Origin of the sequence: Streptomyces sp. NPDC050416, assembly GCF_044458845.1 — a bacterium.
GTDB lineage: Bacteria > Actinomycetota > Actinomycetes > Streptomycetales > Streptomycetaceae > Streptomyces.
Genome location: NZ_JBITII010000012.1, coordinates 248,676 through 266,405, shown reverse-complemented (window position 1 = coordinate 266,405; position 17,730 = coordinate 248,676). Strand labels below are relative to the sequence as shown.

The 17,730-nt window shown below is 66.1% G+C and carries 14 protein-coding genes and 1 pseudogene; 9 read left to right on the top strand and 6 right to left on the bottom strand.

Annotated elements, in window-relative coordinates:
- Window positions 1–75: 75 nt before the first annotated feature.
- The 3 genes from ACIBL4_RS32705 (at window position 76) to ACIBL4_RS32695 (ending at window position 3,406) form a co-directional block, all read left to right on the top strand.
- On the top strand, window positions 76–450 hold the full coding sequence (locus ACIBL4_RS32705; protein ID WP_399415383.1) for a hypothetical protein: 375 nt from the start codon (window positions 76–78) through the stop codon (window positions 448–450).
- 83 nt (window positions 451–533) lie between these two features.
- Entirely contained in the window at window positions 534–1,217 is a 684-nt protein-coding gene (locus tag ACIBL4_RS32700; protein ID WP_399415382.1) for an ABC transporter ATP-binding protein, read from the top strand.
- A gap of 128 nt (window positions 1,218–1,345) precedes the next feature.
- Window positions 1,346–3,406, top strand: coding sequence for a hypothetical protein (locus tag ACIBL4_RS32695; protein WP_399415380.1), 2,061 nt, complete (start codon window positions 1,346–1,348; stop codon window positions 3,404–3,406).
- A gap of 124 nt (window positions 3,407–3,530) precedes the next feature.
- On the opposite strand, the gene ACIBL4_RS32690 is transcribed toward ACIBL4_RS32695, so the two are convergent.
- From ACIBL4_RS32690 to ACIBL4_RS32680, 3 genes and pseudogenes are all read right to left on the bottom strand, one after another.
- A complete protein-coding gene (locus ACIBL4_RS32690) occupies window positions 3,531–5,129 on the bottom strand; it encodes an alpha/beta hydrolase (protein ID WP_399415379.1) in 1,599 nt (532 codons plus the stop codon).
- A 210-nt stretch (window positions 5,130–5,339) separates the two neighbouring features.
- Window positions 5,340–6,868, bottom strand: a pseudogene (locus tag ACIBL4_RS32685) (cellulase family glycosylhydrolase).
- Window positions 6,869–6,982: 114 nt separating this feature from the next.
- Window positions 6,983–7,591: a low molecular weight phosphatase family protein gene (locus ACIBL4_RS32680; RefSeq protein ID WP_399415378.1), complete on the bottom strand. Its 609-nt coding sequence runs from the start codon at window positions 7,589–7,591 to the stop codon at window positions 6,983–6,985.
- A 345-nt stretch (window positions 7,592–7,936) separates the two neighbouring features.
- Here ACIBL4_RS32680 and ACIBL4_RS32675 point away from each other — a divergent pair, with 345 nt between their 5' ends.
- A complete protein-coding gene (locus ACIBL4_RS32675; RefSeq protein WP_399415377.1) occupies window positions 7,937–8,440 on the top strand; it encodes a hypothetical protein in 504 nt (167 codons plus the stop codon).
- A gap of 315 nt (window positions 8,441–8,755) precedes the next feature.
- Here ACIBL4_RS32675 and ACIBL4_RS32670 read toward each other — a convergent pair whose 3' ends face one another.
- Window positions 8,756–9,796: a GDP-L-fucose synthase family protein gene (locus ACIBL4_RS32670; RefSeq protein WP_399415376.1), complete on the bottom strand. Its 1,041-nt coding sequence runs from the start codon at window positions 9,794–9,796 to the stop codon at window positions 8,756–8,758.
- Window positions 9,797–9,997: 201 nt separating this feature from the next.
- On the opposite strand from ACIBL4_RS32670, the gene ACIBL4_RS32665 reads away from it, so the two are divergent.
- From ACIBL4_RS32665 to ACIBL4_RS32645, 5 genes are all read left to right on the top strand, one after another.
- A complete protein-coding gene (locus tag ACIBL4_RS32665; protein ID WP_399415375.1) occupies window positions 9,998–10,651 on the top strand; it encodes an SAM-dependent methyltransferase in 654 nt (217 codons plus the stop codon).
- Window positions 10,652–10,722: 71 nt separating this feature from the next.
- Window positions 10,723–11,754, top strand: coding sequence for a GDP-mannose 4,6-dehydratase (gene gmd / locus ACIBL4_RS32660; protein ID WP_399415374.1), 1,032 nt, complete (start codon window positions 10,723–10,725; stop codon window positions 11,752–11,754).
- 109 nt (window positions 11,755–11,863) lie between these two features.
- The gene (locus tag ACIBL4_RS32655) at window positions 11,864–13,270 is read left to right on the top strand and encodes an O-antigen ligase family protein (protein ID WP_399415373.1); all 1,407 of its coding nucleotides are present in this window, start codon (window positions 11,864–11,866) and stop codon (window positions 13,268–13,270) included.
- Window positions 13,267–14,100 (top strand): FkbM family methyltransferase, encoded by an 834-nt coding sequence (locus tag ACIBL4_RS32650; RefSeq protein ID WP_399415372.1) that lies wholly within the window; start codon window positions 13,267–13,269, stop codon window positions 14,098–14,100. The genes ACIBL4_RS32655 and ACIBL4_RS32650 overlap by 4 nt, the downstream gene beginning before the upstream one ends.
- A gap of 9 nt (window positions 14,101–14,109) precedes the next feature.
- Window positions 14,110–14,913, top strand: a complete 804-nt coding sequence (locus ACIBL4_RS32645; RefSeq protein WP_399415371.1) for a TylF/MycF/NovP-related O-methyltransferase — start codon at window positions 14,110–14,112, stop codon at window positions 14,911–14,913.
- Between the two features lie 86 nt (window positions 14,914–14,999).
- Here the strand turns inward: ACIBL4_RS32645 and ACIBL4_RS32640 are convergent, their stop codons facing one another.
- Together ACIBL4_RS32640 and ACIBL4_RS32635 are read right to left on the bottom strand one after the other, a co-directional pair.
- Window positions 15,000–16,172: a glycosyltransferase family 4 protein gene (locus tag ACIBL4_RS32640; RefSeq protein WP_399415370.1), complete on the bottom strand. Its 1,173-nt coding sequence runs from the start codon at window positions 16,170–16,172 to the stop codon at window positions 15,000–15,002.
- The gene (locus ACIBL4_RS32635; RefSeq protein WP_399415369.1) at window positions 16,163–17,677 is read right to left on the bottom strand and encodes a lipopolysaccharide biosynthesis protein; all 1,515 of its coding nucleotides are present in this window, start codon (window positions 17,675–17,677) and stop codon (window positions 16,163–16,165) included. The genes ACIBL4_RS32640 and ACIBL4_RS32635 overlap by 10 nt, the downstream gene beginning before the upstream one ends.
- Window positions 17,678–17,730: the final 53 nt, after the last annotated feature.

The following is a 17,730-nucleotide window of genomic DNA, read 5'->3' as shown; positions in this document are numbered from 1 at the left end:
TCCGGGCGAGCGCCTGGGGCTGCAGTACAGGTGAAGTCCTGGAGGAATCGATCCTCTGGGGGAGGGACGGAACGGATGAAGAGTCGAATACTTGGCAGGTCTGGGCGCCTCGCCGTCACGGTGGCCGGCGCCACTCTCGCCCTCGGGCTGAGCATCGGCAGCGCTCCGGCGTGGGCCTACATCCAGGCCTGGCAGGGTGACGACACTGCCAAGGGTTACGACAGTGATCGCCGTCTCCGAGTCTGTGACATGGAGAGCGACACGAACGCGGTAGAGGGCGAGTACTTCCGCGTCTACGACAACAGTTCGAGCCACCTCTGGGACAAGAACGGCGCTGGTCCGGACAACTGCGTGGGAAGCGGCGAGGGTGCCGTCCTCAACAAGGTCCGAGTCTGTGAGCAGCAATTCGCCAAGCCGGATGCGTGCGGCTCCTGGGCATACCGGATCTAGAGCGACTGCGGTGCGCCCGTTGCCGTCGAGGTGACGGGCGCGTTCTCGTGTTCAACCACTGCCTTCCTCGCAAGGGACTTTTGGTGCGGAATCCCGTCCTCCAACTGCATGACGTCCGGCTCCAGCTGGCTGACCGTGTGCTTCTCAACGGCGTAGATCTCACTGTCGCGGAGGGCGAGTCCGTCGCGTTGATGGGGCCCAGTGGCAGCGGAAAGAGCTCGCTGCTCTCGTGTGTCCTGGGGCTCATGAGCCCGGACAGCGGAACCATCGAGGTGGCGGGTGCGAACGTCACGTCACTACGGGCCGGCGCGAGGGCACGACACCGGTCACGCCATATCGGCATGGTCTTCCAGTTCGGTGAACTGCTCCCCGAGCTGACAGCTCTGGAGAACGTGATGCTCGCTGCCATGCTGGGCGGTGTGCGACGCTCCCGCGGACGGAGCGCTGCTGAAGAACTCCTTCGCGACCTCGGTATCTCTGATACCTCGGTGTCCACGGGATCGCTGTCGGGTGGGGAGCGCCAGCGGGTGGCGATCGCTCGGGCACTGGTCAACCGGCCGTCATTGATTCTTGCCGACGAACCCACCGGCGCACTCGATGACGACAACCGCGACCGCGTCAGTCAACTGTTGTATTCGCTGCCCTCCCGATGGGGCTGCGGGCTTCTGCTCGTCACGCATGATCAAGACGTGGCGGTCGGCGCTGAGCGCGTCGCACGGATCACGGACGGGCAGATCAGCATGGGGGCTCAGACGTGGAGCGTCTGAGCGGGCGCGGCTTGACGCGGCAGCTGATGGCTGTGGGCCTACGGGCCTCCAAGGGCGGTCCAGGACACCGGCTGCGGAGTCTCGCGCTCGCACTGGCCACCGCGTTCCTCTGCTGTGCCGTCGGCACAGTGATCATCACCGTGGCGGCAGACAGTGCGCAGCAGAGCCACGCCCAGGCAAGAGCACCTCGATTCACCGGAAAGTTCCCAGGAGAGCGTGCTGTCGCCCACTGGCGGGAGAGCGGTGACACGGTCGGCGGACTTCAGCACAGTGTCATCTTCATCGAGCCGCTGACTCCCAGCGCCTCGCCGCCCCCAGGCCTGACCGAATGGCCGCGGCCGGGGGAGGCCGTACTCTCTCCAGCGCTTGCGGCGGCAGGGCAGCGTGAGGGCATTTCCGACCGTTACGGACGGGACGCGGGGAGAATCTCCGCTGAAGGCCTCACGTCTCCCTCGGAGCGGTTGGCCTATGTCAGACCGACGGCCACCAAGTCCCCTGAGTGGGACGAGACGATGCGGATCTCTGGCTTCGGCGACCCTGATCCCACGCCGTTCGGAGACTCGATCAGCGTGGTCGATGCTGACGCGTTCATGGCGGCTGTGATCGGCTTTCTGGGCCTTCCGGCCGCTGTCCTGACCGTGGTGGCCTTGCGCTGCGGTTCGGCTTCACGTGACCGTCGTACGGCGTTGCTCGACGCACTCGGCGGCACTTGGCGGCACCGGGCCCTTGTCTGCATGGGCGAAGCGCTGTGGCCGGTGGTGGCAGGCGCCTTGATCGGCACGGCGCCGCTCCTGGCGGCGGCGTACACCGACATCGCCATTCCGCTCACCGACTACACGCTCCCGGCGGCGGCCGTTCGTGCCTGGCTGCCGGCTGTCCTCCTCGGCGCGGCCGGTGCGGCCGCGGGAGTGCTTGTCTCCTCGGTGTTGCTGCATCGAAAGAAGGGAGACGGTCGTTCCCCACGCACGCTGACCAGGGGCCGGGTGAAGCGGCGTTACGCGCTGCTGTGCGCGCTCGGCCTCGGGATGGCCATGCCGGTCGATCTCGGGCCGCTGGCTCCGGATTACCGCGTCAGTATCGTGCAGTACGCGATCGGCATCGTCCTGACACTCGCGACTCTGCCTACGTTGATCGCCTGGGTGATGACGGTCCTCGGGCGACGGCTGGCCGGTCGGTCGATCACGAAGCAGTATTCGGGCGGGCTCATCGCGGGCCGTTGGCTGCACGCGTATCCGGGAGTCATCGCGCGTCTCGTTGTGGCAGTCGTGGTGGGTCTGGGGTTGGTCAGTCAGGTGCAGCTGTGGGTGAGCCGAACCACGGTAGCGGCGACCGAGGCCAGGAAGACGTTCGACGCCCTGGGGGACAGCGTCCTGATCATCAGAAGCCGTGTCCAGCCGACCCCGCGGATCAAGGCGTTCGAAGAGGATCTGGGACAGGGACGCGCTCTGTTCGCTCTGCTCCAAGATCGGCGTGAGCCGGCCGTACTCACAGGTCCCTGCGCGAGCTGGAAGGCTGTTCAACTACCCTGTCCACCCGCTCGGTCCACCGTCCTTCGCGAAGACGATCGGCGACTGAGCGAGCTGGGGCGCTGGGAAACAGGGACACCGGACCTGCGCATCGCTACCGGCGACCTACCCACGACGGGGAAGCCCGGTGGTGGCGCAGAGGTCAAACTCGTTGTGATCTCTGACCCAGGTGACGCGTCAGCCGGTAGCACGGTCCGGGAAGCCGCGTATCGCCATCTGGGGACGGCGCCCCTGGTCAACGTCCTTGCAGGTGTGCAGCTCGGTGGCGCCTTGCTGGACGAGACCATCGCGGACTGGGTGACTCTGCTCGGGCTGGGGGGCATGCTCATGGCTGCACTTGCCGCCGCCTTCAGCGCCTTGGCGGAGTTCCAGGTCTTCGGAAGCCGACTCGCTCCCGTAGGCGTCCTGGCGGGAGACACACACGTGTTCCGGTCCACCGCACTGTGGTACTTGTCCGTCCCGATCGGCGTAGCCGGTTTTGCAGGCGCCGTCGTGTCCACCGTCCTCGGATACCCGATGGTGACCACTGGCGGGGCCCGCTGGGCTCCGGAGCTCACTGCCGTGACTGTCGTGGGTAGCACGATGCTGGCGATCTGTGTTGGCCTCGTGGGAGGCCAGGGAGTGATCGCCCGGGCCAGAAATTGGAGACCGGGCGCTGACTGATCGGCCTCCTGGACGCATGAGTTCTACGTGATCGAGAAGCTCTGATCTTGGCGGACGATGAGGGGCGCCCGGGATGTTCCGGGCGCCCCTCACGTCATGTCAGGCGATGCTCACGCGAGCGCGCTCAGACCCCGGAGCCCAGGATCCCGCGCAGGGTGTCGCCGACCGTCGCGACGGCCGACTGGCCCGTGCTCGGCGTCTTCCCCGCCGTGGCCTGCGGCTTCGGGTCGGGCAGCTTCTTGCAGACCGCGTCGGCCACGCCGCTGCCGTGCGGCACCTTGCCGCTGGTGAGGTACGTCGCCAGGTACTTGTCGAGGCAGGCGTTGCCGCTCAGCGAGATGCCGTGGTTGCCGCCGCCCTGCTCCACCACCAGGCTGGAGCCCTTCAGCAGCCGGTGCATGGTGACACCGCCCTGGTACGGGGTGGCCGCGTCGTCCGTCGCCTGGAACAGCAGCACCGGCGGGAGCTTGGCGTTGGCCACGTTCACCGGCTTCAGCGACTTCGTCGGCCAGAACGCGCACGGCGCGTTGTACCAGGCGTTGTTCCAGGTCATGAACGGCGCCTTCTCGTACACCGCCCAGTTGTCCTTGCGCCACTGCTTCCAGTCGCGCGGCCAGGACGCGTCACGGCACTGCACCGAGGTGTAGACGCTGTAGCCGTTGTCGCCGGAGGCGTCGATGGCGGCGATGTTGTCGTACGCCTTCACCAGCGCGGCGGTGTCCTTCTTGTTGACGTACGCCGCGAACGTCTGGGCGAGGGTGGGCCAGTAGGCGTTGTTGTAGCCGCCGGGTATGAAGATGTCCTCCAGCTCGGAGGCGCCCACCTTGCCGCCCGCCGGCTTCTTGGCCAGGGCCGCCCGCATCGCGTACCACTTGGCCTCGACCTTCTTCGGGTCGGTGCCGAGCTTGTACGTCGAGTCGTACTTGGCGATCCACGCCATGAGCGCCTTGTGGCGCTTGTCGAAGGCGTAGTCCTGCTGGATGTTGTCGTCGTACCAGACGCCGGTCGGGTCGACGATCGAGTCCAGCACCAGGCGCCGCACGCGCTCGGGGAACAGCTTGGCGTAGACCGAGCCGAGGTAGGTGCCGTACGAGTAGCCGAAGTAGTTGATCTTCTTGGCGCCGAGGGCCTTGCGGATCGAGTCCATGTCCTTCACGGCGCTGACCGTGTTGATGTACGGCAGGACGTCGGCGTACTTCTTGCCGCAGGCCTGGGCGAAGGACTTGGCGCGGTCGAGGTTGGCCTTCTCCAGCGCGGGCGTGCTGGGCACGGAGTCGGGGCGCACCGGGTCGAAGTGGCCCGGCTTGCAGTCCAGGGCGGGCTGGCTCTTGCCCACGCCGCGCGGGTCGAACCCGATGACGTCGTACTGGGCGGCGACCTCCGTCGGCAGGGAGGACGCGACGAACCCGGCCAGCGACAGGCCGCTGCCGCCGGGGCCGCCGGGGTTGACCAGCAGCGGGCCCTGGTACGTCTTTGCGGTGTGCGGCACGCGGGACAGCGCCAGCGTGATCTGCTTCCCCTGCGGCTTGGCGTAGTCGAGCGGCACCTTCACCGACGCGCACTGGAGCGTCGGGTAGTCCTCCGTGGCGCACTTCTTCCACGTGACCTTCGCGGCCTGGGCGGTGTTCGCGGAGTGCGGCGCGCTGGCGCTGGCGGGGACGGCGGTGAGCGTCCCGGCCAGGACGACGGTCGCGCCGCACAGGACGGCTGCGCTTCTTCTCATGGAGTTCTCTCAGAACGGTGAGGGGGGTCAGGACCGCGGGTCCCACGGTCCGTCCCGCATCGTTTCGGAAGAGCGCGCCATGCACGTACGTTTTCGACCAAGACTTGACCGAATCGAGTCATGGCATCTGTTCAAGTGCCTTCAGAAACAGGGGCGTTCCGGCGATTTCCGGAACGCCCCTCGCCTCTCACCTCTCACCTCACTCCGCGGTCAGGTCGCCGTACAGCTCACGCTCGGCACGCTTCCGCCCCCGGGCGCACCGCCCAGGCCGAAGCTCGCCGAACCTCCTGCGGGCACGCTGCCGTTGTGCGCGGCGTTCACCGCCGTGACGGTCGCGCCGTTCTGGGTGTGCGAGGCGTTCCACATGCTGGTGACCTTCTGGGATCCGCTCCATGTCCAGCTCACCTTCCAGGACTTGAGCGGCACGGTGCCCGTGTTGGTCACCTTCACCTCGGCGTTGAAACCGCCGCCCCAGTCGCTGCTGACGGTGTAGGCGGCGGAGCAGGCGGCCGTACCGCCGGGGTCGCCCGGTTCGCCCGGTCCGCCCGGGCCGGGTCCGGAACCGCCGCCCTCGAAGCCCGGCGCCTTGACGGCCGCCAGGTATCCGTCCTTCGCGGTGTCCACGGTCTGCCAGTCGTCCTTCAGGATGCCGCCCGTGTCACCGGAGTTGGGGTTCCAGGACCAGAACGTCCAGTGGAAGCTGTCGGCACCGTACGCCGACGTCGAGCGCAGGTACTTGACCAGCTCGGCCAGCCACTTCTGGTCCACCGCCGGCTGGAGCGTCGTACCGAACTCGCCGAGCCACACGGCGCGATGTTCTGCTTGAAGACGTAGCCCCAGTACTTGTCCCAGATCCCCGGCATGTTGGCGGGGAAGGACGGGTCGCTGAACCACGACTGCTGGGCCACGGACGTGGCGTAGTCGTGGGCCGAGTACACCAGCCGGTTCGGGACATCCAGCTGGACCGGGTACTGGGCGACGCCCATGAGGTTGCCGCCCCACCAGCCGTTGACGCCGTTGTGCGACTGCACGCCCTCCACCATGATCAGCAGCTCGGGGTTGACCGACAGCACCGCGTTGCCCGCGCGCTGGGCGGCCAGCCGCCAGTCCCGGGCCGTGTCGCCGCAGCCCCAGCAGGCGGGGTCGTGGGGCTCGTTGTGCAGGTCGATGCCGACGACGGTGGGGTTGCCCTTGTAGCGCGCCGCGAGGGACTTGAGGCCCGCGATCCAGGTCGACTCGGGGACCGACGCCGTGTACCAGAGCGCCGACTGGCCCGCAGCGTCCGGGCGGTGCCGGTCCAGGACGATCTTGAGGCCGGCCTGACCCGCGTACGCCACGATCCGGTCCAGGACCTGAAGCGACGTCAGGCCCCGCAGGTCGGTGTTCTTGCCGTCGTAGTTGATGCTCTCGGGCATGGTGCCGGGCTTGAGGATGTCGTCGCTGTAGGGCATCCGGATGGTGTTGTAGCCCAGCGACTTCATCTGGTCGATCATGCTCTTGTAGTCGCGGGCCCACAGGCCGTGGACGACGTGGATGTCGGTTTCGAAGCCGAACCAGTTGACGCCGGCGATACGGACCGGCTGCCCGGCCGCGTCCAGGATCTGCCGACCGCTGGTGTGCCAGTAGCCGGCGCCGGCCTGCGCGTCGACATCGGCGTCGGCCCGGGCCGACTGGGTACCGGCCAGGGGTAACAGGAGCGCCGCGGCGACGCACAGCGCTCTTCGCAGAGTGCGGAACATGGCTGCTTCCTCTCGGGGAGGCGCGGCCCCGGAACTGATATGGGAGCGCTCCCATGTGCGCCGCGCACCTACCAGGAAACTGAGGCACCATGAGCACGTCAAGGAGGTGCGCGTTCACATCTCAGACTCGGCCCGGCCCACAGCCGACGAGGACGAATGCCATCCGGTCCGCATGGGTGCCGCGATCCGCTCCACGGTCTCCTCGATCTGAACCAGGCACTCGTGCACTTGCGACGGGGGCGCCCCAAGAGGGTCTTTCACATCCACGCCACCCCTACGCGCCGATACGGCACCACGGCGAGCGGCGGCGCCCTGCACGAGGGCGGCAAACCGTGCGGCCGGATCCACCGCGCCTGCGGCGTCTTCCGACCGCACCAGCCGGGCGAACTCAAGGAAGGTGAACGCACGGGACAACGCACGCACAGGAGAGAGCCGCACAGCGGCCTCACGATGCTCCCGCGCAGCGCCCAGCACCAAGTCCGCATTCTCGACCATGTCCTTGGTCAGTCGGCGGGCGCCCACCTCGCAGGGCGCCACCCCCCGTGCGACGAGGAAGGAGGCGACAGCGGCCGCCATCGGCACACCCACGACGGCCCGGGTGCCGGCACTGCTCACTCGGATTTCTTGCCGATGTTCGAGCAACCGGTGCCCGAGCAGGCACTCGGCAAGCGGGGAGCGGAAGACGTTGCCGGTGCACACCACAAGTACGCGGAACGGGGGCACGCACCCTCCAGGAAGAGAAGAAGAGGAGACCAGGACATGTGGCGCGGTTCCGTCATCGGCGTCTCCGCCGGGCGACATCAGCGCCCCCGAAAGCGCGACACGTGTCGAATCACGGCCTCGCCGGTCGGGGCGGCCGCCAGGGGCCGACCAACCGAATAGCACACATCGAGCAAATCGGGTCCTCGAATCCGGGGACTGGCGGCCAGTCCGGTGATCCACCTACGCCAAAAGGCGTCATACCCTCCTAAGTCGCTTAACAAGCCACATCAAGGGCTAACTATGCACATACCGTACTCGGGGTCGGACCATGCCGTCGCCTATATCCACTTGAGGAGCGTGAATGCGATGACGGCGTCATCGAAGTGTCGTGCCGCTTTCGCGACCGCGGCAGCCTCCGCTGTCCTGGCCGCAGTTCCAGTCATCGGGGCCCAACCCGCCCACGCCCAGCCCTATCCACCCGGCCCTCCGGACCTGACCCTCACCGCCACCACCGTCGACGCGGGAGACGACCTCGGCTTCACGGGGACCGGGTTCGATCCGAACGAGGGAGTAACCGCAGTCCTGTTCTCGAAGCCGGTCAAGCTGGGCCGCTTCACCGCCGACGCGAACGGCACGGTGGAGGGCACCGTCACCATCCCCAAGTGGACGGACCCGGGCAAGCACATCTTCCGCCTCAAGGGCCTGGAATCGAACAAGTCCTTGAAGGCCAAGATCTTCGTACGCCCGCACAAGCCTCACCTCGCCGACACCGGTGAGGACCGTTCGCTCGTCATGCTGGGCGGAACGGCGGCGCTGCTGGCGCTCGGGGCCGGCACGATGGTGGCCGTCCGGCGACGCCAGCACAACTGACCACCCCTGTCGATCCGACCGTAGCGAAGCCCGTGCGATACCGGCGGCCGACAGCGGGTCCTCCGGCGCTGCCACTCAGGTCGCCGCCGGAGTCCCGCTGTCGGCCGTTGCGGTCCCCGGCCGCCCGAAGCAGGGCTCTGCGGGAAGGCGCTCGTTCTCATCCTCCAGGGCTGGGCGGCATCGCCGAGTTCGTGCCGGACGGCCCTGCTGCCGCTCCCCCTCACCCCCGCCGGCCAGGACGACCCGTGCGCCGCAGGAGGACCGGCGCCGCCGGCGATTCGCCCCCGGCTCCGGGTCCGGCCGCCGCGGAGACCGTCAGTTCCGCAGCGTGCCGGACTCGAGGCTTTCCACGTACCAGGCGTACGTCCGGGCGATGCCTTCCCGCAGGCCGACACGAGGGGCCCAGCCGAGCGCGGTGAGCCGGGACACGTCGAGGAGTTTGCGGGGAGTACCGTCCGGCTGCTTCGTGTCCCACTCGACGCTCCCCCGGTATCCGGCGATGTCCGCGACCAGCTCCGCCAGCTCCCGGATGGTCAGGTCCGTGCCGGTGCCGACGTTGACCGGACTGTCCGCGTCGTAGTGCTCGATCAGGTGCAGGCACGCCCGTGCCAGATCGTCCACATGGAGGAACTCCCGACGAGGCGTGCCGCTGCCCCAGTTCACGACCCGTCGCGCACCCGACTTCTTCGCCTCGTGGAAGCGCCGCATCAGGGACGGCAGCACGTGGGAGTGCTCGGGGTGGAAGTTGTCACCCGGCCCGTACAGGTTGGTCGGCATGGCGGAGATCCAGGGCAGCCCGTACTGGCGACGTACCGCCTGCACGTGCAGGATGCCGGCGATCTTGGCGATGGCGTAGGCGTCGTTGGTCGGCTCCAGAGGTCCCGTCAGCAGCGCTTCCTCACGGATCGGCTGCTCGGCGAACTTCGGGTAGATGCAGCTGGATCCCAGGAACAGCAGCCGCTGCACGCCGTGCTCCAGAGCCGCGTCCAGCACGTTCACCTGGATGCGCAGGTTGTCGGAGAGGAACTCGGCGGGCCGGGTGGCGTTCGCCTTGATCCCGCCCACGCGCGCCGCGGCCAGTACCACCACGTCCGGGCGCTTGGCCGCGAACCAGTCGAACACCGCCCGCCGCTCCCTCAGGTCCAGCTCCGCCGAGCAGGGCGCGACCACATCGGTGAACCGTTCATGACGGAGTTCCCTGCGCACCGCCGAACCGACCAACCCGGAGCCCCCGGCCACGAACACGCGCGCCGAGCGGTCGAGGGGGCGGTGCACCCTGCCGTCCGCCACCGGAGCGGGGCTGTTCGCCCCCGAGGCGGCCGGAACTGTGGCACCGGTATCAGTAAGGGCGGTCATGGGCTTCGCTGCCCTCCTTCGCGGACGCTGTGTCAAGAGCCGCCGACTCCACGCATTTTGAGGACGGAACGTCCACGAGCTGGATAGAAATGGTACAACCACTGAAAACGCGACACAACGTTATGAAGCGGACTATAGCGCCGATTTCCGTATTCTTGCCGGGTGCCAGAGGTGCCGGAGTTCGGGCCGAGAGGGAGCAGCATGCTGAAGACGAAGATCGCCGACCCCACGAGGCCCGGGACCCTTGCCCACTCGGCTCGCGCCAAGCGCTGGGACGAACTGCTGCGATGCTTTCCCGACCTGTCCGACATGCATGTTCTCGACCTCGGCGGCACTCCGACCGCCTGGCGCGGCGTGCCCGTTCGGCCGGCCCACGTGGTGACCGTCAATCTCGACCCGCGCACGGCCCGGCATGCCGAGTCCGGAATCACGCCGGTCATCGCGGACGCGTGCAGCCTCTCGCTGCCGACGCACATGGTCACCCGGCGATTCGACCTGGTGTACTCGAACTCCGTCCTGGAGCACGTGGGAGGGCACCACCGGCGGAAGCAGTTCGCCGACACGGTGCACAGCCACGCGGACCACCATTGGGTGCAGACCCCCTACCGCTACTTCCCCGTCGAACCCCACTGGCTGTTCCCAGGGCTTCAATGGCTCCCGTTCCCGGCTCGCGTCGCTGTCTCCCGGCACTGGGGGCACGGGCACGTCCCACGCGCGGGGCGTGCGCAGGCCACCCGCGACGTCCAGGAGGTCGAGCTGCTGTCCGCGGCCGAGATGAGGTCCTACTTCCCCGCTTCCACCATCTGGTTCGAACGCTTCGCAGGACTTCCCAAGTCCCTGGTCGCCAGGAAGTGAGCCGTGCCCGCCGCTTCCCGCCCCCGCTCAGGTGCGCTTTCCAGCCAGCACAGCCCAGCAAAGGAATCCGCGTGACGGACAAGACCGCGCTCATCACCGGCATCACCGGCCAGGACGGCTCCTACCTCGCAGAACTGCTGCTGGAGAAGGGGTACGTGGTGCATGGAATCGTCCGCCGCGCCTCGACCTTCAACACGCAACGCATCGACCATCTCTACCGGGATCCGCACGACCCCGGGGCGCGTCTCTTCCTGCACTACGGCGACCTGACCGACGGAACCCGGATCGCGGGGCTGCTGGAGCGGCTGCGCCCCGACGAGGTCTACCATCTGGCCGCCCAGTCCCATGTGCGGGTCTCGTTCGACGAGCCCGAGTTCACCGGGGACGCCACCGGACTGGGTACCACGCGGTTGCTGGAGGCGATCAGGACGACGGGCCTGCCCTGCCGGTTCTACCAGGCATCCAGCTCCGAGATGTTCGGTGCCTCCCCGCCGCCTCAGCACGAGGGCACCGCGTTCCACCCCCGCTCCCCGTACGGGGTCGCCAAGGTGTACGCGTACTGGGCGACGCGCAACTACCGGGAGGCGTACGGGATGTACGCGGTCAACGGCATCCTGTTCAACCACGAGTCTCCTCGCCGTGGCCCGACCTTCGTCACCCGCAAGGTGGCCACGGCCGCCGCGCGCATCAAGGCCGGCCTGGAGGACGTGGTCTACCTGGGCAATCTCGACGCTCGGCGGGACTGGGGATACGCGGCGGAATACGTCGAGGCGATGTGGCGGATGCTGCAACAGGACGAACCGGACGACTACGTGGTCGCCACCGGCGTCAGCTACAGCGTGCGCGACTTCGTCGAGCAGTGTTTCGCCCATGTCGGCCTCGACTGGCGGGACCACGTGCGGTTCGACGAGCGATACCTGCGGCCGACCGAGGTGGACGACCTCGTCGGAGACGCATCGAAGGCCGAGCGGATCCTGGGGTGGCGCCCGACGGTGCAAGCCCCGGAACTGGCCCGGCTGATGGTCGACGCCGAGCTGAGTGCCCTTCCGCTGCCGAACGCGTCGGGCCGGAGCCATTCGTTCCGAGAGCTGGCCAAGCAGTAGGACGCTCTGCGGATCACTCATCGGTCCGGTTCCAGCAGCATGCGGGGTTATGTGTCTCATTATTCCGCGCCGCACATCATTGACCTGCTCCTACCATACGGAGGGAATTTTGGACGGCGTCGGCGCAATTTTCAAACGTATGCTGCTGTATCTGGCAGGAATTGGACCGGCGGTAAATTCTCTCCTGGTGCGGCGTGACGCCTCACGGGACATCACTGCCGAGATGAATCCGTATGTCGGATGGCGATTGGCTGTGGCGCAATCGCTCACAGCAATGCTCGTCGCATTGTCGATCATCACGATTCTCACATCATGGCGGAAGGGTTTTCTGAGCCGAAATCGTGGAGTTCTGCTGGTCGTTGGGTTTCTGTTTTTCGCAGGACCGATCATCTCGGCAGCCCTTGATGCATTCAGCAGCTCCTGGCAAGAACTCCTGACAGCTCCGCTCGTGCTCGCGGCATTCTGCCTGGGGCAGCCGCCACCGATAAAGCGCACAATTTCCGACGTCCGTCGTATCGCCCGCGTCTATGTGTGGGGAAGTCTGCTGTCGGTCATCGTTGCTCCTGAATGGGCTTTTGAGCAACTCACAACCGCGGCAGACCTGGCGATCTTCAGAGATTATCTGGGGCTCGGCATGGGGAGGCTTATTGGATTTACGACGCACCCGAACTTCCTGGGGCCGGTGGCTGCAGTTTCCCTGGCCCTGGAGGTGCACTCCCTGTTCCGGCGGCGCGGGTGGATTTTTCACGCACTTGCTGCTGGTGCCGTTCTGCTTCTGACCCAGTCGCGTACAGCGTGGCTCTGCCTCATTGCGTTGCTGTGCTTCCAGCGAGTTCATCAGCGTCGACGACATGGCATCCCCAAGTTCGCGTTGTTCATGAGTTGCGTTTCCTTGCTCGCTGCAGCGCTTCTCATGGAAAGGACGCAGATGCTCCTTGCTGACGCAATGAGTGACGGCGAGATCGGTACGCTGAACGGGCGCACGCTGGCGTGGAACTACGCCATGGCGGAACTTCGACAGAATCCGCTGACCGGGTACGGCCCCACTCTCTTCTCCATTGAATACCGCATGGAGGTCATGCGCGACCCGTCTCTCTTCTGGGTAGGGCAAGCGCACAACCAAGCGCTCCAGACGCTGGGGGCCTATGGAATCATTGGCTTTATCGGGCTCATTTCATTTCTTTCGGTCATGCTGGTGCACAGTAAGCGACTCTCCCGAGAAACTGGGGGGTTGCTTCTCGCTCTCCAGGTGATGATTCTGATCCGCTGTCTTACCGAGTCTCCGATGGAGAGATTGGGCGGCCTCTCGTGCAACTTGATGCTCCTGGCTCTCAACTGGGCCGTCCTGCTCTCGGCCCAGGAACATCGACCGCCAGGTGATAAGGCGTCCTTGTCGTCCACACCGGCCGCCTCCGGGACCGACGGCTCATGTTCCACCGCGCCTCCGGCTGCCTTGGCGACGCGCGAGCCCGCGTTCCACGGACTTACGGAGAGAAGAGCCACAATGTCGGGGTGACCCTTCTTCGACGAGCCCGTACGATTGCTCAGCACTTCGGTATCGATGTGAGTCGGTTCCCCGCGGGTTCTCTCGAGAACCGCCTTGTGCAATTGCTGTCCCACTTCGACATCGATGTGGTCATCGATGTGGGGGCCAACCGCGGACAGTACGGGGCCATGCTCCGTCGATTCGGGTACCGGGGGCGCATCGTCTCTTTCGAACCACTGAGCAGACCGCTGGAGGCCCTGCACCGCCGTGCGGCCACGGATGCGCTGTGGACAGTGTTCCCCTACGCGCTGGGCCACGAGGATGCCACTGTCGTCATCAACGTGTCCGGAAATGACGCGGCGAGCAGTTCCATCCTGCCGATGCTCCCGAAACACCTCGATGCCTGTCCGGAATCTGGCTATGTGGACCGGCAGGAGATCACGCAGCGTCGTCTGGAGGCATTGTGGCCCGAGGTGACGCGCCCGGGAGACCGTGTCTTCCTCAAGCTCGATGTGCAGGGATACGAGGAGGCAGTCCTGCGCGGGGCCGGAGACCATATCCATGATTGCGTAGGACTCCAGATGGAGGTCTCCTGTGTTCCTCTGTACGAAGGTGGTCTGCAGTTGGCCGAGGCACTTGACCTTGCCCAACGCCGATATGGTCTGACACTGATGGGTGTGGTGCCTGGCTTTGCAGATCGAAGAACAGGTCAGATGCTCCAATGCGATGTCATGTTCTTCCGCGACAGAATTCATGATTCTCTTCAGCAGGAATCAGGTCGTGCGGATGCAGCGGAGGCGTCGGCTTCGGCCCACAACTCGCCAAGCAGGAGACTGGGTCACCCGATTTTTGATGGATAGAGTCATTACATGCCCAATGTAAGGACAGTGACACGGTCCACTCTCGACCGCTTCCTCGGTGTTGCCGGGGCTCGCGTGATCACGATGGGGGAGGAAGAGGCCGGCCGAAGGCGATACGCCCGCGCGGTGCAGAGCCTGTATGACGTCTACGTCGAGCGCGTCTTTCCTGACCTGCGGGAGCGGGAAGGCCGACTCCCACTGCTGACGAAGCTTGTGGGGACAGAGATCGGTGAGGCGATGTTCCTTCTGCACTGGCTGCAGTCCGCGCGGGACAGTGGTGAAGGCGATGTCGTCGAGATGGGCGTCGCGCAGGGCGCCACCTCGGCGCTGCTGGCGAACGAAATTCTGAATGACGGTCGGGACTTGTGGCTGTATGACTCGTTTCAGGGCCTGTCTCGTCCCACCGCCGAAGACAGACTCATCGACGACATCGAAAACAGGGGATCGATGGACAGCTACGAGTCCGCGATGTCGTTCCCACAGCAGCTTGTCCGGCAGCATCTCGCCTCGGTGGGTTTCCCCACCGAGCGCACCCACATCGTCGCCGGCTTCATCACCCCAGACGTTCGGGAGCTGCCGGAGGTCGTGGCGTTCGGATATCTCGACTTCGACTTGTACAAGCCCATCCTGACGGGCCTACGGCTCCTCGGGCCGAGGACACGGCCTGGCTCCGTCCTGATGGTCGACGACTACCGATACTTCTCCTCCGGCCCGGAACAGGCCGTCCGAGATTTTCTCGCCGAGGACGATCGCTACGAATTGGTTGTCGGCCCTGAGAGCGCGGGCCACTTCTGCGCCCTGGTACGACGGTAGGCCGAACGTGGTGTCTCCGAGGTGACCCAGGGCCTCGGTCGGCTTGTTCAGCGGTGAGGGCCGGTACCTGGCCGTGTCCGAGGGAATCAGCGGTGCCCACCGCTGGCCGTGGCGAAACGGCGGTACCGGGCTTCATAGGAGCGCACCAGGCTGGGCCAAGCGAAACGCTGGGCACGGCGTAGCGCTTGGCCGCTCAGCAGCATCCTGCGCTCAGGGTCGCGAGCCATGCGGACAACCGCGGCAGCGATCTGATCCGGTTGCCGGACGTCAACCAGATCTCCCGCGCTGCCGAACCCGAGCAGCCACGGGACCGCGCCTGAGGCGTGGCCCGCCACGATCGGCAACCCTCGCGCCATGGCTTCGAGGACCGTCATGCCGAATGATTCCTCCAGCGTGGGAGCCACGAAGATATCAGCACGATCCATGGCCGTGAGGATGTCCTCGGCCCGCATGGGACCAGCGAATACGGTTCCGACGGCAAGACCACGCGCGCGTGCCCAGGTCTCTGCCGGGCCGCCGGCTTCAAAATCCCGGCCCACCAGAATCAGTTCGACATCACCAAGTTGTTCTCGAACCGTCTGAAAAGCTTGAAGCAGAGCACCCACATTCTTCAGCGAAGAAAAATGCGAATTCACCGAGAGGATTTGATGTACCGGCGCGTCGCGCATCGGCGGGCTGTTCGCAAAGAACTTGGAGGGAAGTCCATTGGGTAGGAGATATGCAGAACGTCGGCCGATGCCCCGGAGTCGGTTTTGAATATAGGGCGAGACCGCGGCGAGTTCCCGCGTCTTTCCCAGGCAACGAACCTGCATCAGTAGTCTGACCAACCGATAGGGATCAGGATGATGACGCAGAATCGCCGGGGCCCAGTCGTGCACGCTGATGAGGCAGGGGTGCCTGCTCGCGAGCGCACCCAATCCGAACTCGTACGTCCAGTGGGCGTGGACCAGATCGGTGTCCACTGAATCGAGCAGCTCCCGCACGGTGTTCCGCTCGTGCCGGAATGCGTCCCTGGCGCGGTGCCGCGCACGATAAGGACCGACCAGGACCTGCGCGGCCCCGATACGCCGCTGCACCGGGACCGTCACGTCAGTACTGAGTGTGACGACGGTGATCTCGTGGTCGCTGCGGCACAGCTCCACAGCCAAGGAAGTGGCCACCGGCGCCACCATCCCCTCGGGGACACTGCTTTCGAGGGCTGGGTCGAGCATCCGCGACAAGTACCGGAGGTCGATGGGTGCAGCGATCGCTACTCGCATGCGGCAGCCTTCCTGGTCTTCGTCACGAGTGATGTCGGGATCAGTGCACGCTCTCGCGCGACCCGGATACCGTCGAGACAACCGCCCCAGAGGACAACCGAGACGCCCGCGAGTCCCATCGTGGCGACCTGGGCGATCAGCGTCACAAGCGTGGGCGCGAACTCCCCGATCGCACGGCCGACACCGGCAACGGCCAGCCCGACGGCCACTGCGACAGCGACGGACTGCGCATAGACCTTCAGTACCTGCCGCAGAGACCTCGGAATCACCCGGTCCATCCACAACAGGTACAGGGTGTGTTGAAGGAGGCGGCCCACCAGCACGGCGGTGACCAAGCCGAGGAGTCCGCCATCGCACACCACCACGAGGCCGGCACCCAGCAACAGGGTTGCCAGATGCAGACATTCGATCAACGCCTTCATCGGCACTTTCCCGATCGCCTCCGCCATCGATGCCGGGAAATACACGACGACATGCAGCGCTGCTGCTGCCGCCAGAACGGGAACGAGTTGGGCGGCCAAGTGCCAGCCTTCACCCAGCAGAACGAGCACGAAACTGCTGGCGCCGGCACCGATGGCGGCCGCCATCGGCAGAAAGAGAAGAGTGGACAGCGCCATACTGTCGAGGTAGGCGCTCCTGAGCCGCTCATGGTCGAGTTGCATACGGCTGAAGATCGGGAAGAGCACCTTCCCGACCGCCGTGGCGATTTGTTGCAACGGCAGCACGGCGATCAGTATGGCCCGGTTGTACTGCCCCAGCGCCTCAATGCCCGCATATCTGCCGACAAGGAGGTTGTCGATGCCGATCGTCAGGAACTCAAGGAATCCCACGAGTGACACTTTCGCGCCGAACGATGACATCTTCCTCATCGGAACGCCGGCGACCAGCAGCCGAAGGTCGTGCCTCGCGAACGTGTAACTCCCGAGCGTCATCAGTGCGGACTGGCCGATGGCTGCGTACACCAGGCTCCAGATCCCACTCCCCGTCAGCGCGGACATGAGGCCGATACCGCAGTACCCGGCCACATAGGAGCCGAGCTCGATCAGCGCGATGGTCCGGTAGCGCATGGATCTGCGGAGGAGCCCGGTGGCGGTCGAGCCCACGGCGGAGATCACCAAGGTGAGCCCCAGCGCTCGGCACACGGATGTCAGCGCCGGGGGAGCGCCCAGGATCGTGACGGCGTACGGCGCCAGCAGCCAGAGCACCGCATAGGCGACGAGTCCGGTTGTGATACTGAGGGTGAAAGTCGCCCGGAGGTCACGTGCTTCCAGTACGGGACGCTGCACGATGGCCGAGCTCAGACCTCCCTGCGCGAAGTGGCTCACGAAGCGGAGCACGAACAGGGCGAGCGCGAGCAACCCGAAGTCTCCCGGTGTGAGCAGCCGGCTCATCACCGCGGTGTACGCCAACTGGGCCACGAACGTTGCGAACGTCCCGAAAAGCGTCCATCGCAGCCCTTTGGTCGCCCTCGATGTGGGCCTCTCGGGCGGCGCGCCTCGGATCATCGCGGTACAACTGACCGGCAGGCCGGCGCGTACATCGCAATCAGTTCCGGGCC